17 protein-coding genes are annotated in these 22,755 nt (G+C 62.1%); 2 read left to right on the forward strand and 15 right to left on the reverse strand.

Going from position 1 to position 22,755, the window contains the following annotated elements:
• Nucleotides 1-27 precede the first annotated feature (27 nt).
• From C5F70_RS22240 to glnE, 15 genes are all read right to left on the reverse strand, one after another.
• A complete protein-coding gene (locus C5F70_RS22240; RefSeq protein WP_017849793.1) occupies nt 28-909 on the reverse strand; it encodes a glycosyltransferase in 882 nt (293 codons plus the stop codon).
• A complete protein-coding gene (locus C5F70_RS22245) occupies nt 906-2,054 on the reverse strand; it encodes a glycosyltransferase family 4 protein (RefSeq protein ID WP_017849794.1) in 1,149 nt (382 codons plus the stop codon). The genes C5F70_RS22240 and C5F70_RS22245 overlap by 4 nt, the downstream gene beginning before the upstream one ends.
• An 87-nt stretch (nt 2,055-2,141) precedes the next feature.
• A complete protein-coding gene (locus C5F70_RS22250) occupies nt 2,142-3,548 on the reverse strand; it encodes a PIG-L deacetylase family protein (protein WP_104904061.1) in 1,407 nt (468 codons plus the stop codon).
• Nucleotides 3,545-4,441 (reverse strand): antimicrobial resistance protein Mig-14, encoded by an 897-nt coding sequence (locus tag C5F70_RS22255; protein WP_046490751.1) that lies wholly within the window; start codon nt 4,439-4,441, stop codon nt 3,545-3,547. The genes C5F70_RS22250 and C5F70_RS22255 overlap by 4 nt, the downstream gene beginning before the upstream one ends.
• On the reverse strand, nt 4,442-6,199 hold the full coding sequence (locus tag C5F70_RS22260) for a carbamoyltransferase (RefSeq protein WP_017849797.1): 1,758 nt from the start codon (nt 6,197-6,199) through the stop codon (nt 4,442-4,444).
• A gap of 142 nt (nt 6,200-6,341) precedes the next feature.
• The gene (locus C5F70_RS22265) at nt 6,342-6,695 is read right to left on the reverse strand and encodes a YceK/YidQ family lipoprotein (RefSeq protein ID WP_017849798.1); all 354 of its coding nucleotides are present in this window, start codon (nt 6,693-6,695) and stop codon (nt 6,342-6,344) included.
• 341 nt (nt 6,696-7,036) lie between these two features.
• Nucleotides 7,037-7,345, reverse strand: coding sequence for a hypothetical protein (locus C5F70_RS22270; protein WP_104904062.1), 309 nt, complete (start codon nt 7,343-7,345; stop codon nt 7,037-7,039).
• A gap of 399 nt (nt 7,346-7,744) precedes the next feature.
• The gene (locus C5F70_RS22275) at nt 7,745-9,196 is read right to left on the reverse strand and encodes a lipopolysaccharide kinase InaA family protein (RefSeq protein ID WP_017849800.1); all 1,452 of its coding nucleotides are present in this window, start codon (nt 9,194-9,196) and stop codon (nt 7,745-7,747) included.
• The gene (locus tag C5F70_RS22280; RefSeq protein WP_017849801.1) at nt 9,196-9,948 is read right to left on the reverse strand and encodes a lipopolysaccharide kinase InaA family protein; all 753 of its coding nucleotides are present in this window, start codon (nt 9,946-9,948) and stop codon (nt 9,196-9,198) included. Before C5F70_RS22280 ends, C5F70_RS22275 begins: the two co-directional genes overlap by 1 nt.
• The gene (locus C5F70_RS22285; RefSeq protein ID WP_017849802.1) at nt 9,945-10,679 is read right to left on the reverse strand and encodes a lipopolysaccharide kinase InaA family protein; all 735 of its coding nucleotides are present in this window, start codon (nt 10,677-10,679) and stop codon (nt 9,945-9,947) included. Before C5F70_RS22285 ends, C5F70_RS22280 begins: the two co-directional genes overlap by 4 nt.
• On the reverse strand, nt 10,679-11,485 hold the full coding sequence (gene rfaP / locus C5F70_RS22290) for a lipopolysaccharide core heptose(I) kinase RfaP (protein WP_104904063.1): 807 nt from the start codon (nt 11,483-11,485) through the stop codon (nt 10,679-10,681). Before rfaP ends, C5F70_RS22285 begins: the two co-directional genes overlap by 1 nt.
• On the reverse strand, nt 11,482-12,606 hold the full coding sequence (locus C5F70_RS22295) for a glycosyltransferase family 4 protein (protein ID WP_104904064.1): 1,125 nt from the start codon (nt 12,604-12,606) through the stop codon (nt 11,482-11,484). Before C5F70_RS22295 ends, rfaP begins: the two co-directional genes overlap by 4 nt.
• Nucleotides 12,606-13,667: a lipopolysaccharide heptosyltransferase I gene (waaC, locus tag C5F70_RS22300; protein ID WP_046384936.1), complete on the reverse strand. Its 1,062-nt coding sequence runs from the start codon at nt 13,665-13,667 to the stop codon at nt 12,606-12,608. The genes C5F70_RS22295 and waaC overlap by 1 nt, the downstream gene beginning before the upstream one ends.
• A 1-nt stretch (nt 13,668) precedes the next feature.
• On the reverse strand, nt 13,669-14,703 hold the full coding sequence (waaF, locus tag C5F70_RS22305; protein ID WP_046490763.1) for a lipopolysaccharide heptosyltransferase II: 1,035 nt from the start codon (nt 14,701-14,703) through the stop codon (nt 13,669-13,671).
• A gap of 204 nt (nt 14,704-14,907) precedes the next feature.
• Nucleotides 14,908-17,847, reverse strand: a complete 2,940-nt coding sequence (gene glnE, locus C5F70_RS22310) for a bifunctional [glutamate--ammonia ligase]-adenylyl-L-tyrosine phosphorylase/[glutamate--ammonia-ligase] adenylyltransferase (RefSeq protein WP_104904065.1) — start codon at nt 17,845-17,847, stop codon at nt 14,908-14,910.
• A 383-nt stretch (nt 17,848-18,230) separates the two neighbouring features.
• Between glnE and aceE the strand changes: the two genes are divergently transcribed.
• Together aceE and aceF are read left to right on the forward strand one after the other, a co-directional pair.
• Nucleotides 18,231-20,876: a pyruvate dehydrogenase (acetyl-transferring), homodimeric type gene (gene aceE / locus C5F70_RS22315; protein ID WP_046490768.1), complete on the forward strand. Its 2,646-nt coding sequence runs from the start codon at nt 18,231-18,233 to the stop codon at nt 20,874-20,876.
• An 11-nt stretch (nt 20,877-20,887) separates the two neighbouring features.
• Entirely contained in the window at nt 20,888-22,549 is a 1,662-nt protein-coding gene (aceF, locus tag C5F70_RS22320) for a dihydrolipoyllysine-residue acetyltransferase (protein ID WP_104904066.1), read from the forward strand.
• Nucleotides 22,550-22,755 lie beyond the last annotated feature (206 nt).

The following is a 22,755-nucleotide window of genomic DNA, read 5'->3' on the forward strand; positions in this document are numbered from 1 at the left end:
GTCGCCTTTTTCACTGCCACCGCCGCCTCAGCTTCTGAGGGGCGCCAGGTACAACCGCACCAGCCCGCGCAGGGTCTTGCGCCCCCAGAACTTCAACGGGATCTGCTTGAGGATCTCCCGCGCCAGCGGCCGGTCACGGTCGGCGGTCTTGAGGAACATCGAGTTGAGGAAGTTGTAGCGCACCGCGTCATACGACGGGTGTTCGCTGAACAATCCATAAGTCTTGAGGATGTTCTGAATCATGTAGCGATGGTTCTTGTACGTGTTGGTGGCGTGCTGGCGATAGCGCGCCATGACCATGTTCAACACGTCGATGGTGTAGCCGGCGTGGGTGATCTTCAATTCGATCAGCAAGTCTTCCAGCGGAATCAGCGGATCGAAGCCCCCCACCTGCTCCAGCGCTTCGCGGCGGATCAACAGGGTCGGTGCCGGCGGGAACGGCTTGCGGTCCAGGAACAGGTCATCGAAGTCCAGGCTGCGAAACGGCAGGTCCCGGTGCTGCTTCTTGTCGGGATAGGGCTGGCCATCGCCATCGATCAACTCGATGTTGCCCGCGCAGATGCCGACCTTGGGCTTGCCTTCCATATAGGCGACCTGGGCCGCAATGCGCTCGGGCAACATGATGTCGTCGGAACCGAACGGCGCGATCAGCGTGCCTTTGGCCCGGGCGATCGCGCCGTTGAGCGTATTGGTCAGCCCCTGGTTCTGCTGGACCTGGAAATCAAAGCCATGCTCGGCCTGCAAGCGCCGGATACGCTCGACACTGTCGTCCTTGGAGCCATCGTCGACCACCAACAGTTCGATGTTCGCGTAGGTCTGCCCCAGCACGCTGAGGATGCTCTGCTCGATGTACGGGCCATGGTTGTAGGACGCGATGATCACCGAGACCAGGGGTTGTGGCTGATTCATGCTCTACCTACTTCACGCAAACCGGTTTCAATCAGGGTCAGGTACTTGTGCTTGAACTCGTCCAGGGTGTGGTTGGCTACCAGGTAACGGAACACCTCCTCGCCCTTGGCACGCAATTGCTCATCGCTCAGTGCCAGGTAGGTATCCAGCGCCGCGGCCAGTTGCTCGACGTTGCCCGGATCGTGAGACAGCCCGCCCGCGCCCTGCACCAGCGGCAGCATCGCCGGGCCGTTGGAGGCGATCACCGGCAAATGCCCGCTCATGCCTTCCAGTAGCGCCAGGCCCAGGCCTTCGAACAGCGACGGCATGGTCCAGATATCGAAACCGCGCACGTACTTCATGCCGTCTTCACGGAAACCCAACAGGTGCGCGCGACCGGTCAGGCCGAGGCGCTCGATGTCGGCACGCAGGTCGGCTTCGGCGCGGCCGGAACCGATGATCCCCACCTGTGCCTGCGGGTATTTGTCCTTGAGCGTGGCAAACGCCTGCAGCAGATGCGTGTGGCCCTTGATCGGCACCAGGCGGCCCAGGGCGCCGATCATCCGCGCGTCCAGCGGCAGGCCCAGGGCCTTGCGCGCTTCATCGCGCGGCAACTGCAAGGCTTCTGCCTGCGGGATGTCGATGGCGTTGGTGACATAGGTGGTGTTTTCACGGGTGAACCCGCAATTGAGCGCCACCAGGTACTCCTGCACCGCCTCCGACACGCCGACGAAGCGCCACGCCGGGCTCACCCAGCGCTGGGTCTGACGCCGGCGGTAGCCACGGGCGTACTCGCCGAAACCATGGGAGATGCCGATGCACAGCGGGATCTTCAACCAGCGGTTGAGGGACAGCATCATGTTCACCGACTTGAAGCGGTTGCAGATGACCACATCGAACTTCTGCTCGCGGCAATACTTGTAGATCTGCCACATGGCGCCAAAGCGGATGCCCTTGAGGGACTTCTCCGGCAGTTCGAAATAGTGGGAGTGCTCGGCCACGCTCAGCGGCTGGCCCGGTAACGGGCGGCCACTGAGATACCCCGATGTCACCTCGAAGCGTTCAACCGGCAACGATTTGACGATCTGCTCACCCAGGTCGGCGAAGTCATTGGTCTTGACGTTGTAGTCCGGCTGTAACTGCAAAACCTTGAAACGAGGCTTCATAACTCTCCATGCAGCGATCTGGCTGCGGGCGCGCAGCCCGGCAAAAAATGGTGCGGCAAACGGATGTGGTCTGCCGTAAATAAGGTCTCAGTCCTGTTTCAGGACCCACAGCAATTCATGCCGACGCACAGCCTTGCGGAAGAATTCGTTCTCTCCGTATGGCGATGGGCTACGCCCGGCCAGCACCTGTTGCAACCAGCGACGCACACGGCGCTTGAACGGCGCGCGCGGTTGCAGGTCGTGCATCATGCCCATGGCCATGGCCTTGTCCTGCTGCAGGCTCAAGGCGAGCGTGAAACTGCAGGGGACCAGTTCGTCCGCGGTGTCGAAACGCGGCGGCAGGGCCACGCCGGCGCCCGAGTCGCCCATGGGCCAGCGGTCGTTATCATGCAAGTGATTGGCGTAGCCGAGCAATGTGTCGGGCTGCCACGCCAGGCCCTCCAGGGCTTCCAGTATCGCCGCGTGAGCGCAGATATGGTCGGCGTGCGGGTCGAGCAACGGCGTCGGCAGCACGATCACCTGCGGTCGCGCCTTGAGCAGCAGCGCGCGCAGGTCGGCGATCAGGTTGTGCCAGGTCGGCGCGCCGTCCACGTCGCCGGGCAGCGCAAAGGCATTGAACCGACGAAACAGCCGCGTATCGCTCAATTGCGCCTCGCGGGAGGCTTGAGCCTGGTCCGGCGCGGCCTGCATGGCCGCCAACTGCATGCAGAAGTAGCCCAATTGCACGCACTGTGCTTCGGGAACGCCGGCCCAGCGCGGCACGGCAATGCTGTCCCAGGCCCGCAGGCGCCCTTTGAGTTGCGCCGCTTGCGCCTTGGGCAGGCCCATCTGTTGATAATGCTCGGCTTCGATTTCACCGGCGGTCAACGTGACGATCCAACTTTCGGCCGCCTGGCTGTACAGGCTGAAGGCCGCCAGTTCGGCGTCGTCGGCATGGGGCGCAATCACCATCACACGTTGCTGGCGATAATCCGGCTGGCGGAAACGCCACAGCGTCGGCTGGCCGTTGATCCGGCAAAAACGCCCGCGCACCCGCAGTTTGCCAGCGGCCAATGCGTCGGCGGCGCCGCTCAGGTTGAGGTAACGGCGCCCGCCGACGCCACGCTCGAACACTTGCCGGTCCGGCGTTTGCAGGCCCAGCAGTTCCACCGCCGGGTCGATGAAACGCCCGAGCCACGAGCTCTGCAGCTCGATGCCGACGATCAGGGTGTCGTCCGCCGCCAGCGGCGCGTCCAGCAACAGCCGCCCCGCGTCCAGGCGCAGGCCTGGCACTTCACTGCCGTGAGGGAATGCGTAGGCATAATCCTCGTTGGGCGAATAGAACAGATGATCGGCAAACCAGGCTTCATGGGCCGCCCACAGCACCACCGCCAGAATCAACGGCAGCCACCAGGCCACGAGCACACCGGCCGCGATCAGCACCAGCAAGCCAATCAGCAGCGCGATGCGCTTGGTGCGCCGATGACGCTTGAGCAGTTGCTGCTTGCGGCTCATAGGCTGAACACCGGCACCGGGTTGCACCAGCGCTCCTTGTATTCACGGTCGGCGCGCCCGAAGGAAAAGCGCAGCGGTTTATCCACGGCCCGCGCCTGTTCCCAGGCGCTTTGCGTATTGAGGAAACTCAACACGCTGCCGGGGCTGAACTCACGGGTCTGAGGGTCGACACCGCCGTTGACGTATTCGATGCTGACCCACTCGGGCGCCTCGACGCGATACACCAGTTGCACGGCAATCGGCGCATCGTTGAGAAACAGTACCGAGCCCACCAGGAACTCCTTGAGCAAGCCCAGCACCTGCGCCAGATGCTCGGCGCCGGTGGCCGGGAAGCCCCAGCGGCGCTGGAACAGGTCGCAGTAGATCGCCGCCAGCTCGCTGCTGGAAAACTCACTCACCGCCCGCACCACGCCGCCGGCTTCTTCGAGCAACCGCAATTCGCGGCGCTGGTTGTAGCGAAACTTCTTCGACAGGTCTTCCGGGGTGCGCGCCATGGCCAACTGCTCGGCCTGGGGCTTGAGGGTGCTGACGCGCCCCTCGTTCAATGCCGACAGGTAGCGCCCACGGTGGCGCACCGGCAACTGCGCGTCGGCGGCGATCGGCAGGATGATTTCGGCATTGCCCAGATCGAACACGCCTTTCTTGCCGCGCCGCTTGAGCACGTCCTTGGACAAGGCCAGGTCGCGCCCCCAGGTGGCAATCGCACCCTTGAGTTCGCCATCCTGCTCCCAGCCCAGGTAGCGCACCGGAATCTGCGCCAGGTCCGCCAACCGTTCGACGATCAGCGGATGCGTCGCCACGCTGCCGCCAAACCGCTGCCAGGCCTGGGCGTAGACCTCGGCCTCGACAGGTACCCAGCCGCGTTCACGCCAACCCTGGAAGCGATTCAGCATTTAAACCACAGCGTCATAAGGGTCCACGCCGTCCTTGACCACCAGGATGTCTTCCATGATCAGGTACTGCAGGTCGGAACCGAAGAACATGTTCAGCGCATCGGTCGGCGAGCAGATCATCGCTTCGCCACGACGGTTGAGCGAAGTGTTCAGGGACACGCCGTTGCCGGTCAGCACTTCGAGTTCTTTCATCATGTCGTAGTAGCGCGGGTTGTATTCGCGCTTGAGCACCTGGGCGCGGGACGTGCCGTCCTCATGGACCACTTCCGGCACGCGGGTTTTCCACTCTTCCGACACTTCAAAGGTGAAGGTCATGAACGGCGCCGGGTGATCGACCTTGATCATCAGCGGGGCCACGGTGTCGAGCATCGACGGGCAGAAAGGCCTCCAGCGCTCGCGGAACTTGATCTGATGGTTGATGCGGTCCGCCACGCCGGTAGCGCTCGGGCAGCCAATGATCGAACGACCGCCCAAGGCACGCGGGCCAAACTCCATGCGCCCCTGGAACCAGGCCACCGGGTTGCCGTCGACCATGATCTTGGCAATGCGCTTAGGCATGCTGTCGATCTTGCGCCAGTCCGGCTTGCTCGGGTGCTTGGCGCAAGCGGCGATCACGTCTTCGTTGCTGTAGGACGGGCCGAGGTAGACGTGTTCCATCTTCTCCACCGGCACACCACGGGCGTTGGACACGTAAGCGGCGGCGCCCACGGCGGTGCCAGCATCGCCGGACGCCGGTTGCACGAACAGCTCTTTCACGTCGTCACGGGCAATGATCTTCTGGTTCAGTTTGACGTTCAGCGCACAGCCGCCGGCGAAGGCCAGCTTGCCGGTTTCCTTGAGGATGTCGCCCAGGTAGTAGTCGATCATCTGCAGGGACAGCTTCTCGAACAGCGCCTGCATGCTGGCCGCGTAGTGGATGTACGGCTCGTCGGCGATGTCGCCTTCGCGCTTGGGCCCCAGCCACTCGATCAGTTTGGGCGAGAAGTAGAAACCCTTGCCCTTCTCTTTATAACGACGCAGGCCGATGACGTTGGCGTAGTCGGTGTTGATCACCAGCTCGCCGTTTTCAAAGGAGGCCAGGCGCGAGAAATCGTACTTGCTGGCATCGCCATAAGGCGCCATGCCCATGACCTTGAACTCGCCGTCGAGCATCTCGAAACCGAGGAACTCGGTGACCGCGCCGTACAGGCCGCCGAGGGAGTCCGGATCGTAGAATTCCTTGATCTTGTGGATCTTGCCGTTTTCGCCGTAGCCGAAGAACGTGGTGGCGTACTCACCCTTGCCGTCGATCCCCAGGATCGCGGTTTTCTCCTTGAAGCCGGAGCAGTGGTAGGCACTGGAGGCGTGGGCCAAGTGGTGTTCAACCGGCTCGATCTTGATTTTCTTCGGATCGAAGCCCAGCTGTTCCAGGCACCAGACGATCTTGTTGCGGTAGCGCTTGTAGCGCCGGTTGCCCATCAGGATCGCATCGAGAGCGCGGTCCGGGGCGTACCAGTAACGCTTGGCATAGTGCCAGCGCGCTTCGCCGAACAGGCTGATCGGGGCGAACGGGATCGCGACCACATCAACGTCGGAGGGCTTGATGCCGGCTTGTTCCAGGCAGAATTTCGCCGATTCGTAGGGCATGCGGTGCTTTGCATGCTTGTCGCGCACGAAGCGTTCTTCTTCGGCGGCCGCGATCAGCTTGCCGTCGATATACAGGGCTGCGGAAGGATCATGGCTAAGGGCGCCGGACAGGCCAAGAATCGTCAATGCCACAGGGGTCTAGCCTCTTTTAGTCTGCATGCAGGCGCGTTACGCCTGAAAAAAGTGTGCCTCTCGCCTGGGCGAGAAACAGCTAAAGGGCGGGATTATAGCTCAAAAGCAGGAGGAAGCTGTTAGCGGCGAGCGTCGAGGAGGTTCAGCGGAAGATCTCGATGCTGCCGTCCTTGTTCTGACGGTAGATCGTGTAGGGCAGGACCAGGGTGTCCAGCACGCCAGAGCCGATGAACTCGATGGCGATGATCGGGAAAGCGTTGTTCTCGTGGTCCGACAGGGCTCGGTCATTCAGGCTTTTTTCAGGGGCGGGCTCAGCATTGAGCGTACAAAACCCGTAGATCACCCCACTGTAGATGCGCGGGATGTTTTCGCAGTAGCTGCGCGACTCCTTGAGGTTCTGGCTGGCGACAGCGTCCGGGCGAAAGACGGTGTTGATGGTCCCGCAACCGGAGATTGCCAGGAGAGCAGCAAGCAACACAGAGTACATACGGATCATGAACGACACCGTTCAGCATAGAGGGTCGACCACACTAACATCGCCAGCGAAGATAGCCTACACCGACACACCGATACGTCATGTGAGAAAGCTCCGATAAGACAATACAGGATTAGTTGCTTCGCGCGGCGAACACACTAGGGCAAAGAGCACTGACGGGCAAATCAATACGTTTGATTAACGTTCAAACCACCCCCTCCTTTAAACAAAACCTGCAACTATCAACATGATGAACGGCATAAAACCCATTACCCAAAAAACGCAATAACAACGAGACAACATGAATGCTGCGCATACTCATGCAGCAGCATTCTTTTCGACCTTACACGCCCACGGGCGCCTTAATAGTGCAGCGACCGCGGAGGCTCCGCACCATCAAAGTCAATTTGATGCCCCGCTCCAACGTTGATGCTTCCTAACCCTGGTTCACCATTACCCGGTTGCCCCCTGCCCGTACCTGGCTGATAGAAACCACCGTTACCGTCGGATTGAATCTCATGATCAATCGGCTGATTTTGCGCATCCAAATACTCAGCATCTTCCCCGGCTGCCTGATCCAGCGAATTGTTTTGCCCCTTCTCATTAAAGTTATTATTTTCGTACCTCTGATAATCAGCAGCCACGTTTGAGTTAGCATTGATAGACGACATAAAAACCTCCTATAAATAATTGAACAACCTCACCGGTTGTAGAACAAATTTATAGAACGATAAAAGAATGCTCAACCCGCAACATGCGCCACACATGTATCCGTTTAAAACAAGAACTACAATACGATCAAACAAATACCTTGCCCCAATAAATTGCTCTAGGACAAGTCTGATATAAACCAGCACACTTCGCGCTATCCGCCGAATCCGTTTCAACTTCTAACTTACTTAAAGCCCGCAACCCGTATCAAGACAGCCTCGCAACCGGGCATTGTATAAAATGATACATAATTGCCAGATTCGAGCAGTTCGTGCAGGCCAACTGGCTGCTGGGGGACAGGCCCCTGCAAGCCCGCCCCCACACTTGACCGCGTCCTCCCTGAAAAACCCGCTCGACCGTCAGCCGGCGCCGCCGACTTCCTTCGGCAAACGCTGATCAATGACCTGATACAGCGCACTGCCTTGCGGCCAATTACGCATGAAGCGTGCGCGATCCTTGGCAAACGCCGCGGCGAAGCTGGCATCGGAGCGGTGCTGGCGCATCGCATCCAGGTCGATCAAGGCCCAACGGCCTTCGTGCCAGAACAGGTTATGGCCCTTGAAATCGCCATGGCTGATGCGCTCGCGTATCAGCTCGGCGAACAGGTGGTCCAGCGCCAGCAGTTCGTTTTCAGGCGCGTCGCCCTGCTCCACATACGGTGCGAAGCGCTCGATGATGTCCGGCCCCGGCAGGTATTCAGTGACCAGGTAAGCGCGGCTGCGCAGCCAGAAAAAGCGCTTTTCCAGCACGGCCAGCGGCTTGGGTGTGGCAATGCCGAGGAACGCCAGGCGATTGCCTTCGCGCCAGGAATGCCAGGCGCGGCTCGGGCGCCAGAAACGCTTGAGCCAATGGGCGAAACCCTTGATGTTGTAGCGTTTGATCACCAGCGGCCGGCCAGCCACTTCGACCTTGGCCACGCTGGCCGCACCGCCGGTCTTGTACAAATGCCCCTGGTCGAGCAAGGCATCGGCCTGCTCCAGCACCGGCAGCATCGCGCGCTCCTCCTCGCGACGAATCGCCCGCAAGCCAAACGCGCCGCGCACCACGCTGAACAGCGTGCATTCGCGGCCGACCTTGTCGAGGAAGTCCTTCAGGCGCCAGGCGCTGACCTTGCGCACCTGCTTCTCCAGGGCTTCGAGCGGTAACGCATGCTCGCCGTTGCTCAGCAGGTAATACACCAGCAACTCTTCGGTAAACGGCGCGAGGTTTTTCGGCAACTGGGCGAAAAACACCCCGAGGTTTTCCAGCACCCGGTTGCGCGACAGCGGCTGGCCCGCCTGTTCCACGCAGATCCCGGCACCATCGATCAGGTACAGCTTGCCGCCCTGGCGCAGCAGGTTGTCCAGGTGCAAGTCTTCCTGCCACAGGCCCTTGGCGTGCATGCGGGCGATCGCGTCCAGCGCTTCGGCGAGCACAGCGGTCTGCTCATCGGCCAACGGCGGCAGGCCTTCGACCGCTTGCCAGGCATCGGCCAGGCTTTCGGCACCGTCGATAAACTCAAACAGCAGCCAACCGCCCTCGCCTTCCTGCAAACCGTCGGCCAGCAGCAGCGGCGTGGTCAGGCCTTGCTCGGCCAGCAGGCGCACGCCGTTGAGCTCACGCTGAAAATGCCGCGCCGCCTTGCTGCCCACCAACAACTTGGCCAACACCGCGCGACCGCGCCAGACACCGGCGCCCACATAGCGCTGGCCCGGCAACACGCGCAACAGGCTGAGCAATTGCAATTGACCAGGGCCTGCGGCGTCCGCCAGTTCGATGGTCAGCGGCAGGCTTGGGCTGCGGCCGGCCTGCTTCAGCGCGGATAAACGCATCAACGGTGCTCCTTGTGGCTGCGGCGAGCGGTCAGGCGCTGCTGCCAGGTGGCGACCAGCGGGCTGTCTTCAGGTTGTTCCAGATACGCCGCCAGCAGGTGACGCGTTTGCGCATCCGACCACTGCGGCGCACGGCGCAACAGCGGCTCCAAGTCCTTGACCCGGTCACGCCAGCCAAACAGCAACGGGCGGGTTTTCTCCAGGTCGATCAACTGCGCGGCATAACCGTCGCCGGTGGCCTGCAGGAAAATATGCTTGGGGTAAAAACACCCGTGGACCTGTCCCACGCCGTGCAGACGGCGCGCCAATTGGCCGCAGGCCAACAGGATCGCACGGTGCTGGGGGTCGCTCAGTTGCGGCCACTGTTCGAGCAACGAGTCCAGGTCATTCCAGCCGTCCAGGGCACGGGTCAACAGCATCGCGCGGTGCTCGCCAGCGACTTTGCGCTCTCCGTAGAACGCCGCCTGCAAGGCCGGGATACCCAGCGCGCGATAACGGCTGATGTTACGAAACTCGCGGGAAAAACTCGGTTCGCCAAACGGTCGGTGCAAGCTGCGCGTGAGGTAGTTGCTCTGGCGCTTGAGGTAGTAACCGTGGCCGTCGAGCTCCAGGCGGAACACGCTGCTCCAGCCGCCATGGCTGGTGTTCGGCTCGTCCACCGCGTCCAGTTGCTTGGCCCACAGGGCATCGAAACTGGCCAGACCGTTGCGCTCCAGCAGAGCGCGGTCTTCGGCCGCCAGGAAATCACTCATTCGCGTCCCTCGAAAAACTTCACCACATGGCGAATTCGCTGTTTGTCCGACGCACTCAGGTGCGCGCGCTGGCGGTATTGCAGGTAGAAGCGCAGGCGCTGGGTGGCCGACAGGTGATACTTGGCCACCTTGTCCAGGCAGGCCAGGTCTTTGGTGATGCGGTATTTGAGCCAGAACCCGCGCCAGAAATCGCCGTTGGGGCAATCGATCAGGTACAGGGTGTGCTGGTCGTCGATCAGCAGGTTGCGCCACTTCAAGTCGTTATGGGTGAAGTGATGATCGTGCATGGTACGCGTGTATTCGGCGAGCTGGCGGCTGACCGCATCGACCCATTTGGGGTCTTTGAGGCGCACGTCGTTGCGCTCGGCCAGCACCGACAAGTCTTCGGTCTTGGGCAACTCACGGGTGATCAGCGCGCCGCGGGCGTAGGCCAGGCCATTGCGTTCCAGGCCCCAGGCGACCACGTCGGCGGTGGGAATGCCCCACTTGGCGAAACGCTTGAGGTTCTGCCACTCGGACTTCACCCGCGGCTTGCCCAGGTAGCGGCGCAGGCCCTTGCCGGCACCGACGTAGCGCTTGACGTAATAATTGACCCCGCCGCGCGCCACCCGGATCACTTCCGACAGCGGGTCGCGGGTCAGCCGCTCGCCTTGCAGGGCGAACACCGCTTCAAGGCTTCCAAAATCATCCGCGAGGCCGGCGTAAGCGGGTTCCAGGTTCCAACCCGCCATCAGAGCGCATCCCCGTAACGTTGTTTGCGCGCGTAGAGCTTGGCCGCCTTGTGCTCCAGCCACTGCAGCAGCGTGGCCTCTTCGGCGAGAATCCGGCGCAACGGCTGTTGGAAGTAGCCCTTGAGAAAACGCAGCTTGTCGCGCCGGGTCAGGCCGATATCCAGCGCCGAAAAATACAGCGCCGCCAGGTCCTTGTTGCGCCAGCGCAGCGGGATCTTCGAGCGGACCTGCGCACGGTGCAGATCGATCACCGACAACTTGAAATCGTCGGCCACCAGCGGCTTGTCCGTGTGCAGCAGGAAATGGCAGATATAGCAGTCGCGATGGTTGACCCCGGCGCGGTGCATCATGCCGGTCATGCGCGCCACTTCGGCGATCAGCGCATGCTTGATGATTGGCGATGGCGGTTGCTTGAGCCAGTCCATGCTCAGGTCTTCGAGGCTGACGGTGGGCGCCAGCTCTTCGGTGACGATAAACGAATGCTGGTCGGCCGGGTTGCTGCCCTTTTCGCCATAAGCCACGGCGGTCATGGTCGGCACGCCGACTTGCTGCAAGCGCTGGATCGCCCGCCATTCCTGGCCGGCGCCCAATACCGGCAACTTCGCGGTGATCAGGTTCTTGAGGATTTCGGCCCAGCCGATACCACGGTGAATCTTCACGAAATAACCGCGGCCCTCGACCTCTGTACGCAAGGTACGACGGGCATCGAGTTCGCGGTACACCAGGCCGTCCAGCTTCTCGACTTCGGCGAACGCATCGCGTCCGGCCCAAAGGGTCTTGAACGGTTCGGCAAGCATCAACTTCATCGGTTCGGCTCCGCCAGGATCAGGTCCGCAGCGTACTGCGGCATGCTATAGAGGTCGGCCGTCTCGGCGAAGGCCAGACCATTGCGACTCATGGTCGCGCGCGCTTGTGGATCGTCGAGCATATCGACCAGGTATTGATTGAGTTGCGCCTGTTCGAACGGCTCGTCCAACACCCGGCCATTACCGGCCTTGTCGATGTAGAAGGCATAACCGCAGACCTTGCTCACCAGCACCGGCAGGCCGGCGACAACCGCCTCGATCAGCACCATGCCGGCCGCTTCGTTGTAGGCCGGGTGGATCAACAGGTCGGCCCCCAGCAGAAAGCGCGGAATATCGCTGCGCCCCTTGAAGAAATGCACTTGCTCGCCCAGGCCCAGTGCGGCGCTCTGTAATTGGAATACTTTGGGGTCGTCCTGGCCGATTACAAACAGCCGGGTACGTTTCTTCAGCGCCGACGGCAATGCGGCCACGGCCTTGAGGCTGCGGTCGACGCCCTTGGTCTTGAAGCCGGAACCGATCTGCACCAACAGCAAATCGTCCTCGGCCAGGCCGAACTCATCGCGAAACTGTGCGCGGATCTGCGCGGCATTCGGCGGCGCGCGCCGGTCACGGGCGATGCCCGGCGGCAGCAAATGAAAGCGCTGCGCCTGGGTGCCGTAGTAGCGCGTGAACAATTCCTGCTGATGGGCCGAGAGCACCATGATCTGGGTCTTGGCGCTCTGTTCGAAGACGGCGCGCTCGTACTCGGCAAAGTGTTTGTAGCGGCCGAACCAGCGGTACATCGGGTTGCGCAGGGTTTGTGCCTTGTCTTCAAACACGCCATCGGCGGCGAAGTACAGGTCCAGCCCGGGCATTTTATTGAACCCGACCACGCGGTCCACCGGGCGCTTGACCAGGTCGGCCTGAATCCAGGCGTAGAGTTTTTCGTTGCGGCGATGGTTGAACAGCGCCTTGACCGGCGCCACCAGCACTTCGAAACCGGGCGGTACATCGCCTTCCCAGATCAGGGTGTAGACACGGATCTGATGACCGCGCTGCTGGCACTCCAGGGCGATACGCATGAAGTCGCGCTGCAAGCCACCGAACGGGAAATACTTGTACAGAACAAACGCCAGTTGCATCAGTGCATCTCCTCGGCCAGTAACAACGTGCTCAGCCGGCTCGCCACACGCTCGGGGTTCAGCCGCGTGAAGCACAGGGGCGATTCGCGCTTGATGTCGAACCGACGCAGATCGTCGGCCGTGGGTTGATAGGTACACTGTTTCAGCAGGCAGGGCGCACACGGGAAGTCGCTGGCCAGGTGAATCTGGCTCTTGCCGTAGGCGCCGGTCAGGCCGGGGTTGGTGGGGCCGAACAGCGAAATGGTCGGCACGTCCAGGGCTGCGGCCAGGTGCCCGAGGCCGGTGTCCACCGCAACGCAGGCGCGGGCGCCGGCGAGCACGCGGGCGACCCCGGCCAGGTTCAGTTTGGGCAGCACCTCGGCGTTGTCCAGGCCCTGGGCCAGGCGTTCGGCGCGGGCCTTTTCGGCGGCATTGCCCCATGGCAACTTCACGTCCACGCCCAGGCGGCCCATGCGCTCGGCCAGCTCGCGCCAGTAGGCTTCGGGCCAGTGCTTGGTGTCCCAGGTGGTGCCGTGCAGCAACAACACAAACGGCTTTTTCGGCGGCAGGCCGAGCAGCTTGTCGACGCTCAGGCCGTAGTCGCCCAGCGCCTTGGGCAAGTCATAACCGAGGGCCACGGCGAACAGCTGGCGCAGGCGCTCCACCGCGTGCTGCCCACGGGCCACGGCCAGGCGCCGCGAATAAAAGCGCGCCGCGATCGGTTCACGCGCCGAGTTTTTGTCAAACCCGGCCACCGGGGCGCGCACGTAGCGGGTCAGCCAGGCGCTTTTGAGCAGGCCCTGGGCGTCGATCACCAGGTCGTATTTGGTTGACTGGATACGCTGCTTGAAGCGCCGCCATTCGCCACTTTTGAAGGTTTGCCAGAGGTTCTTGCGCCAGCGGCGAATCGCCACCGGGATCACCTTGTCCACCGCCGGGTGCCAGGTGGGGATCTCGGCAAAGCCTTCTTCCACCACCCAGTCGAATCGAATGCCCGGGATCGCCCGCGCCGCATCGGTCAGTGCCGGCAACGCATGGATCACGTCGCCCAGGGATGAGGTCTTGATTACCAGTACCCGCAACTCAGTGAACCTCGACCACAGAGCCCTGCAACCGCTGCAAGGCTTCGTTGACCGGTTGCGGCAACAACTGGCGCAGGCAGTTGTAGTGGCCGAAACGGCAGGTGCGGTCAAAACACGGGCTGCATTCCAGGCCCAGGCGCACCACTTCGACCTTGTCGGCCAACGGCGGGGTAAACCCTGGGGAGGTCGAGCCGTACACCGCGACCAGCGGGCGGTTCAGCGCCGCCGCGACGTGCATCAGCCCGGAGTCGTTGGACACCACCGCATCCGCGCAGGACAGCAAGTCGATGGCCTCGGCCAGCGAGGTGTCGCCACTGAGGTTCACCGCTTCTTCGCGCAGGCCGGGGATCAGGCGCTGGCGGATGTCTTCACCCACCGCATGGTCGTTCTTCGAGCCGAACAGCCACACCTGCCAGCCTTCGCGGATCTTCGTCTCCGCGACTTTGGCGTAATGCTCCGACGGCCAGCGCTTGGACTCGCCAAACTCGGCACCGGGGCACAGCGCGAGCACCGGACGGTCGAGGGCCAGGTCGAACTTGGCCAGGGCCGCGTCGCGGGTGATCGGGTCGATCTGCAGGCTCGGGCGCGGATACGGCGTCGGCAACTCGGCACCCGGCGCGTAGGCCAGGGCCATGAAGCGTTCGATCATCAGCGGGTAGCGCGCCTTGTCGAGCTTGCGCACGTCGTTGAGCAGACCGTAGCGAAACTCGCCACGCCAGCCGGTGCGCTTGGGAATGCCGGCGAAAAACGGCACCAGCGCCGATTTCATCGAGTTGGGCAGCAAGATCGCCTGGTCGTACTGCCCGGCCAGGGATTTGCCGATGCGACGGCGGGTCGCCAGTTCGAGGGCGCCATGGCCGAGCGGGAAGCTCAAGGCCTGGCGCACTTGCGGCATGCGCTCAAGGATCGGCCGGCTCCACTCAGGGGCGAGCACGTCGATTTGGCAGTCGGGATGACGTTGTTTGAGGCACTGGAACAGTGTCTGCGCCATCACCATGTCACCGACCCAACTGGGCCCAACGATCAGAATATTCATGTAGTTTCCACAAACGATGCGGGGAGGCTTACGCCTCCCCGCCTCGATGATTACTGTAGATCGCACTTTGTGTGGCAGCGGGCTCGCTCGCGATAGCATCACCGCGGTCCGCTAGACAGACCGCAGCGCCTGCATCACGAGCAAGCCTGCTCCCACATGAAGCCGGTTTCCACATTAGATTGGCGTCGCTCATTTAATCGAGTGTCAGCTTAACCCCAGCGCCTGCCAGATTCGCATCACCTGGCGCCGTTCGTCGGCGAACTGATCCCCGGCCACCGTACCGGCTTCGTTCTGCAAAGCCTGGCGGTGCGCCGCGGAACGGTAGGCCTTATATACCTCGCGCAGTAAATGGGCATCGGCGGCGGGCATCAGCCCGACCTGCTCCAGACCCTCCAGAATGCGGATATTGTCGGTGTAGCGCAGCAACGATGGATGTTGCGCAGACCATGCCAAAGCGGCGTATTGCACCATAAATTCAATATCGACGATACCTCCGGCGTCCTGCTTGAGGTCGAACGCCACCGTCGGTTCGAAGGCATTCGCGCCGGTACCGGCCGCCGTGGCCCGGGTCCCGAGGTTATCGCGCATCTTGGCGCGCATCTCGCTGACCTCCTGGCGCAGCTTCGTCAAGTCGCGTTCACGGCCCAACACCTTGGCCCGCACCTGTTCGAAGGCGCGGCCCACGTCCTGGCTGCCCACCAACACCCGCGCGCGGATCAGCGCCTGATGTTCCCAGGTCCAGGCTTCGTTTTCCTGATAGCGCGCAAAGGCGCCGAGGGAACTCACCAGCAAACCGGATGCGCCCGACGGCCGCAGGCGCATGTCCACTTCATACAATTGCCCCGAGTTGGTCTGCGTGGTCAGCAAGTGAATGATCCGCTGGCCCAGGCGCGTGAAGAACTGCGCGCCGTCGATCGGCTTGGCGCCATCGGTTTCGGCCTGCGGGTCGCCGTCATGGATAAACACCAGGTCCAAGTCCGAACCATGCCCCAATTCGATGCCGCCGACTTTCCCATAACCGACAATGATGAACCCAGGATCGCACACGCTGCCGTCCAACCGTTGCGGCGCGCCGTGGCGGGCGACGGTCTGGCGCCAGGCCAGGGCCAGCACTTGTTCGAGGATGGCTTCGGCGAGCCAGGTCAGGTAGTCGCTGACTTTCATCAGCGGCAGGCTGCCGGCGATTTCCGAGGCGGCCACCCGCAAGCGGTGAGCCAGCTTGAAGTGCCGCAGCGCTTCCATTTGCTGCTCAAGGTCGTCTTCGGGGATACGCGTGAGCCGTTCGCGCAGTTCGGCGGCGAGTTCCGGCGCCAACGGCGGCTTGAACAAGCGGCCTTCGTTGAGCAATTCGTCGAGCAACAGTGGGAAGCGGGTGATCTGTTCGGCGATCCACGGGCTGGCGGCGCACAAGGTCAACAGGCGCCGCAGGGCGTCGGGGTTTTCCGTGAGCAACACCAGGTAGGCGGACCGCCGGGCGACGGCTTCCACCAGCGGCAAGACGCGCTCCAGCACTAGGTCCGGGTTGGCGTGCTCGACGGCCTGCGCCAGCAGACGCGGGATAAACGCATCCAGACGCTCGCGACCGAGGCGCTGCATAGCGCGCAATTGCGGGCTGCCGCGCAGGCCGGCCAAGGCTTTGAGCGCTTTGGGCGCGTCAGTGAAGCCACCTTCGGCCAGTTGGCGGCAGGCCGCGTCTTCGTCCTGGGACTCTTCCCACAGTGGCAACCATTCCCCACCGACGACCAATTCGCTTTCTTCGCCGTCTTCTTCATCCGGATCAGCGATCACCTGGCGGAAGTGCCAGTCCACCCGCCCACGCCAGTGCATCAGGCGCTCATGGAACGCGGCCCAATCGGCGAAGCCAAGCATAAAGGCAATGCGCGCCTGGTCTTCGGGGCTGTCCGGCAACATCTGGGTCTGGCGGTCGGCAATCGCCTGGATCGCATGCTCGGTGTAACGCAGGAATTCGTAGCCATCGCGCAACTCGGCGATCACCGCCGGCGGCAGGTAGCCCTGGCCTTCCAGGGTGCCCAGCACCTTGAGCAACGGCCGTTGCTGCAGGCTGAGGTCGCGCCCGCCATGGATCAGTTGGAACGCCTGGGCGATAAATTCCACTTCGCGGATGCCGCCCGAACCGAGCTTGATGTTGTCGGCCATGCCCTTGCGCCGCACTTCCTGCTGGATCAACTGCTTCATGGTGCGCAGCGCTTCGATGGCGGAGAAGTCCAAATAGCGGCGGTAGACAAACGGTCGCAGCATGTCGAGCAGTTGCGCACCGGCCACCTGATCGCCGGCCACCACGCGCGCCTTGATCATGGCGTAGCGCTCCCAGTCGCGGCCCTGGTCCTGGTAATACTGTTCCAACGCATTGAAGCTGAGCACCAGCGCGCCCGCCGAACCGTAAGGCCGCAGGCGCATGTCGACACGGAAGACAAAACCGTCGACGGTCATCGGGTCGAGGGCCTTGATCAGTTTTTGCCCCAGGCGAATGAAGAACTCCTGGTTATCCAGGGCGCGCTTCACCCCCACCGTCTCGCCGCCTTCGGGGTAGGCGAAGATCAAGTCGATGTCGGATGACAGGTTCAGCTCCACCGCGCCGAGCTTGCCCATGCCGAGGATCACCATCTGCTGCGGCTCACCGCTGCGGCGCCCGGTCGGCGTGCCGAACTGCGCGCAATGGCGCTGGTACAGCCACTGGTAGGCCTGGTCGATGCTGGCGTCGGCCATGTCGGAGAGGTCGCGACAGGTTTGCACCAGATCCGCCTGGCGGGTCAGGTCGCGCCAGATGATGCGGACTTGCTGGCGGGTACGCTGGCGGCGCAGCACGCGGCCCAACTCATCTTCTGTTTCAGCCTGTTGCACGGCACCGGCGATCTGCCCGCACAGCTCGCCCGGCGCAAAGCCACGGTCCAACTCGCCCCAGGCGACCAGTTCGAGCAACATCAACGGGTCACGAACACTCTGTTCAATCACGAAATCACTGGCCGCGCACACCCGCGCGAAATCGGCCCAGCGTTGCGGCGTCCATTCAGAAAGGCCATGATCGTCGTCCAGCGCGGCCACTGCGTCACGGAATGACTGTTCGGCCCGAATGGCGAACGGCAAGAGAACGGCCGGCAGCTCGGCCAGCGTTGGAAGGCTCATGGTCTATCCTTGAACGGCGCGTAAAGAGCTTGGTGCGGTGAACGCAGGAGGCAGGCGCGATGAATGACTGTCGAACAAAAGTTAGAAATAGCTGAAAATTCATAAATTTTGGCAGGTAACATTAAATTTCTACCTTTTCTTCTTCGCAAAAGATCAACAATAACGATTATGCTCACCTAACGGACCGAGCAATCCGCTCAGTCTTGTGTAGTTTTACTACTCGTATATACATTCGAAAGGCTGAAATGGCCGACGATTTGTAGTAAAACTACAGGACGCCGGAGCAACCTCCGGCCATCCAAGAATTTATGTCGTCTGCCCACAAGGCCAGTCGCAAACTTCAGGCAACCGATTCTGGTAGCCTTTCCGCCCTGGAGCAAGCCATGCAAGACCTCGATCCCGTCGAAACCCAGGAATGGCTGGACGCCCTGGAATCGGTTCTCGACAAAGAAGGCGAAGACCGTGCTCACTATCTGATGACCCGTATGGGCGAACTCGCGACCCGCAGCGGCTCGCAACTGCCCTACGCCATCACCACGCCATATCGCAATACCATCCCTGTTACCCACGAAGCACGCATGCCTGGCGACCTGTTCATGGAACGCCGCATTCGCTCGCTGGTACGTTGGAACGCCATGGCGATGGTAATGCGTACGAACTTGAAAGATTCTGACCTGGGCGGTCACATCTCCAGCTTCGCTTCCAGCGCAACGCTCTATGACATCGGCTTCAACTACTTCTTCCAGGCCCCGACCGACGAACACGGCGGCGATCTGATCTACTTCCAGGGCCACACCTCGCCAGGCGTCTACGCCCGTGCGTTCATGGAAGGTCGCATCAGCGAAGAACAGATGAACAACTTCCGCCAGGAAGTCGACGGTCAGGGCCTGTCGTCCTACCCGCACCCTTGGCTGATGCCTGATTTCTGGCAGTTCCCGACCGTTTCCATGGGGCTGGGCCCGATCCAGGCGATCTACCAGGCGCGCTTCATGAAGTACCTGGAAGCCCGTGGTTTCATCCCCGAAGGCAAGCAGAAAGTCTGGTGCTTCCTGGGCGACGGCGAGTGCGACGAGCCGGAATCCCTGGGTGCCATCTCCCTGGCCGGCCGCGAGAAGCTGGACAACCTGATCTTCGTCATCAACTGCAACCTGCAGCGCCTCGACGGCCCGGTTCGCGGCAACGGCAAGATCATCCAGGAACTCGAAGGCGTGTTCCGCGGTGCTCAGTGGAACGTGACCAAAGTCATCTGGGGCCGTTTCTGGGACCCACTGCTGGCCAAGGACGTCGACGGTATCCTGCAACGTCGCATGGACGAAGTCATCGACGGCGAGTACCAGAACTACAAGGCCAAAGACGGCGCGTTCGTGCGTGAACACTTCTTCAACACGCCTGAACTCAAGGCGATGGTTGCCGACCTGTCCGACGACGAGATCTGGAAACTCAACCGTGGCGGCCACGACCCGTACAAGGTCTACGCGGCGTACCACGAAGCGGTCAACCACAAAGAACAACCGACCGTCATCCTGGCCAAGACCATCAAGGGTTATGGCACCGGTGCCGGCGAAGCGAAGAACACTGCGCACAACACCAAGAAAGTCGACGTCGGCAGCCTGAAGTTGTTCCGCGACCGCTTCGACATCCCGGTCAAGGACGAAGAGCTGGAAAACCTGCCGTTCTTCAAGCCAGAGCCGAACAGCGCCGAAGCCCGCTACCTGAGCGAGCGTCGTGCCGCGCTGGGCGGTTTCGTGCCACAGCGCCGTGCCAAGAGCGTCAACATCCCAACACCGGCACTGGATACCCTCAAGGCCATCCTCGACGGCTCGGGCGACCGTGAAATCTCCACCACCATGGCCTTCGTGCGGATCCTCGCGCAGCTGGTCAAGGATAAGGAAGTCGGTTCGCGCATCGTGCCGATCATCCCGGACGAAGCCCGTACCTTCGGTATGGAAGGCATGTTCCGTCAGTTGGGCATCTACTCCTCCGTCGGCCAGCTCTACGAGCCAGTCGATAAAGACCAGGTGATGTTCTACAAGGAAGACAAGAAGGGCCAGATCCTCGAAGAAGGCATCAACGAAGCGGGCGCCATGAGCTCCTTCATCGCGGCCGGTACGTCGTACTCCTGCCACAACCAGCCGATGCTGCCGTTCTACATCTTCTACTCGATGTTCGGCTTCCAGCGTATCGGCGACCTGGCCTGGGCAGCAGGCGACAGCCGTACCCGTGGCTTCCTGATCGGCGGCACCGCCGGCCGCACCACGCTGAACGGCGAAGGCCTGCAACACGAAGATGGTCACAGCCACATCCTGGCGGCCACCATTCCGAACTGCCGCACCTTTGATCCAACCTACGGCTATGAGCTGGCGGTGATCATCCAGGACGGCATGAAGAAGATGACCCAGGAGCAGCAGGACGTTTTCTACTACATCACCGTGATGAACGAGTCCTACCAGCAACCTGCCATGCCGGCCGGTGTCGAGGAAGGCATCATCAAGGGCATGTACCTGCTCGAAGAAGACACCAAGGAAGCAGCGCATCACGTGCAACTGATGGGCTCCGGCACCATCCTGCGCGAAGTGCGTGAAGCGGCGAAGATCCTGCGTGACGAATTCAACGTCGGCGCCGACGTGTGGAGCGTGACCAGCTTCAACGAACTGCGTCGCGACGGCCTGGCCGTAGAACGCAACAACCGCCTGCACCCAGGTCAGAAGCCTGAAGTGAGCTACGTCGAAGAATGCCTGACTGGCCGTAAAGGTCCGGTCATCGCATCCACCGACTACATGAAGCTGTTTGCGGAACAAATTCGCCAGTGGGTCCCGTCCAAGGAATTCAAAGTCCTGGGCACCGACGGTTTCGGCCGCAGTGACAGCCGCAAGAAGCTGCGTCACTTCTTCGAAGTCGACCGTCACTTCGTGGTGTTGGCAGCCCTGGAAGCCTTGGCTGACCGCGGTGAGATCGAACCCAAGGTGGTGGCTGACGCCATCGTCAAGTTCGGGATCAACCCGGAAAAACGCAACCCACTGGACTGCTGAGGAGACTTTTTGTGAGCGAACTCATTCGCGTACCTGACATCGGCAGCGGTGAAGGTGAAGTAATCGAGCTGTTTGTGAAGGTCGGCGACACCGTCGAAGCCGACCAGAGCATCCTGACCCTGGAATCGGACAAGGCGAGCATGGAAATCCCTGCTCCCAAGGCCGGCGTGGTCAAGAGCCTGAAAGTGAAGCTGGGCGATCGCCTGAAAGAAGGCGACGAACTGCTGGAGCTGGAAATCGAGGGCGCCGCCGCTGCGGCCCCTGCTCCAGCTGCGGCCCCTGCTCCAGCTGCCGCGGCTGCACCGGCGCCGGCTGAAAAGCCTGCTGCCGCTGCCGAGGCCCCTGCGGCCCCGGCTGCCGCACCGGCCGCAGCCACCATCCAGGACATTCATGTCCCGGACATCGGCTCGTCGGGCAAGGCCAAGATCATCGAACTGCTGGTCAAGGTCGGCGACACCGTCGAAGCCGACCAGTCGCTGATCACCCTGGAGTCCGACAAGGCCTCCATGGAAATCCCTTCGCCGGCTGCCGGCGTGGTGGAAAGCATCGCGGTCAAGCTGGAAGACGAAGTCGGCACTGGCGACTTCATCCTCAAGCTGAAAGTCCAAGGCGCTGCGTCGGCTGCTGCCCCGGCACCGGCCGCTGCGCCGGCTGCCAAGGCTGAAGCCGCACCGGTCGCCGCGGCTCCAGCTCCAGCGCCTGCCGCAAAAGCCGAGGCCGCACCGGCCCCGGCGGCGGCACCGGCACGAAGCGGTGCCAAGGTTCACGCCGGCCCTGCCGTGCGCCAACTGGCCCGCGAGTTCGGCGTCGAGCTGAACGCCGTCACGGCCACCGGCCCGCATGGTCGCGTGCTCAAGGAAGACGTGCAGGTTTACGTCAAATCCATGATGCAGAAAGCCAAGGAAGCGCCGGCTGCCGGCAATGCTACCGGTGGTGCTGGCATTCCGCCGATCCCGGTCGTGGACTTCAGCCGCTTCGGCGAAACCGAAGAAGTGCAGATGACCCGCCTGATGCAAATCGGCGCGTCGAGCCTGCACCGCAGCTGGCTGAACATCCCGCACGTGACCCAGTTCGACCAGGCCGACATCACCGACCTGGAAGCTTTCCGCGTTGCGCAGAAAGCCGTGGCCGAGAAGGCCGGCGTGAAACTGACCGTGCTGCCACTGTTGCTCAAGGCCTGCGCGCACCTGCTCAAGGAGCTGCCGGACTTCAACAGTTCGCTGGCGCCAAGCGGCAAGGCGATCATTCGCAAGAAGTACGTTCACATCGGCTTTGCCGTCGACACCCCGGATGGCCTGCTGGTACCGGTCATCAAGAACGTCGACCAGAAGAGCCTGCTGCAACTGGCTGCCGAAGCCGCTGCGCTGGCTGCCAAGGCCCGCGACAAGAAGCTCACCGCGGACGACATGCAGGGCGCATGCTTCACCATCTCCAGCCTCGGCCACATTGGCGGCACTGGCTTCACGCCAATCGTCAATGCGCCGGAAGTGGCGATCCTGGGCGTTTCCAAGGCGACCATCCAGCCGGTCTGGGACGGTAAAGCCTTCCAGCCGAAGCTGATGCTGCCACTGTCGCTGTCCTACGATCACCGCGTGATCAACGGCGCCGCGGCGGCACGCTTCACCCAGCGCCTGAGCCAACTGCTGAACGACATCCGCACCATCTTGCTGTAAGCCGCGACGGGCCTCCCTTGCACGAGGGAGGCCCGATTGCATCGATTTCCGAGCGCCACGCTCGTACCTCAACCCCGCCACTTGGCGGGGCTTTTTTTGCGCGTTTCTTGGACAGTAAAAACAGGGTTGTACACCTCCTATCACCCCGATTGCAGAAATCGACCGCGCAGCCGATATAACCCTTATAGCACTTAGCCTTCATCCTC

This window comes from Pseudomonas sp. LH1G9, from assembly GCF_002949975.1.
GTDB classification, from domain to species: Bacteria; Pseudomonadota; Gammaproteobacteria; order Pseudomonadales; family Pseudomonadaceae; genus Aquipseudomonas; species Aquipseudomonas veronii.

Excerpts from the sequence above, each read along its gene's own strand:
- C5F70_RS22240 (WP_017849793.1), bottom strand. The coding sequence starts at position 909 with ATGAATCAGCCACAACCCCTGGTCTCGGTGATCATCGCGTCCTACAAC.
- C5F70_RS22245 (WP_017849794.1), bottom strand. The coding sequence starts at position 2,054 with ATGAAGCCTCGTTTCAAGGTTTTGCAGTTACAGCCGGACTACAACGTC.
- C5F70_RS22250 (WP_104904061.1), bottom strand. The coding sequence starts at position 3,548 with ATGAGCCGCAAGCAGCAACTGCTCAAGCGTCATCGGCGCACCAAGCGC.
- C5F70_RS22255 (WP_046490751.1), bottom strand. The coding sequence starts at position 4,441 with ATGCTGAATCGCTTCCAGGGTTGGCGTGAACGCGGCTGGGTACCTGTC.
- C5F70_RS22265 (WP_017849798.1), bottom strand. The coding sequence starts at position 6,695 with ATGATCCGTATGTACTCTGTGTTGCTTGCTGCTCTCCTGGCAATCTCC.
- C5F70_RS22270 (WP_104904062.1), bottom strand. The coding sequence starts at position 7,345 with ATGTCGTCTATCAATGCTAACTCAAACGTGGCTGCTGATTATCAGAGG.
- C5F70_RS22275 (WP_017849800.1), bottom strand. The coding sequence starts at position 9,196 with ATGCGTTTATCCGCGCTGAAGCAGGCCGGCCGCAGCCCAAGCCTGCCG.
- C5F70_RS22280 (WP_017849801.1), bottom strand. The coding sequence starts at position 9,948 with ATGAGTGATTTCCTGGCGGCCGAAGACCGCGCTCTGCTGGAGCGCAAC.
- C5F70_RS22285 (WP_017849802.1), bottom strand. The coding sequence starts at position 10,679 with ATGGCGGGTTGGAACCTGGAACCCGCTTACGCCGGCCTCGCGGATGAT.
- rfaP (WP_104904063.1), bottom strand. The coding sequence starts at position 11,485 with ATGAAGTTGATGCTTGCCGAACCGTTCAAGACCCTTTGGGCCGGACGC.
- C5F70_RS22295 (WP_104904064.1), bottom strand. The coding sequence starts at position 12,606 with ATGCAACTGGCGTTTGTTCTGTACAAGTATTTCCCGTTCGGTGGCTTG.
- waaF (WP_046490763.1), bottom strand. The coding sequence starts at position 14,703 with ATGAATATTCTGATCGTTGGGCCCAGTTGGGTCGGTGACATGGTGATG.
- glnE (WP_104904065.1), bottom strand. The coding sequence starts at position 17,847 with ATGAGCCTTCCAACGCTGGCCGAGCTGCCGGCCGTTCTCTTGCCGTTC.
- aceE (WP_046490768.1), top strand. The coding sequence starts at position 18,231 with ATGCAAGACCTCGATCCCGTCGAAACCCAGGAATGGCTGGACGCCCTG.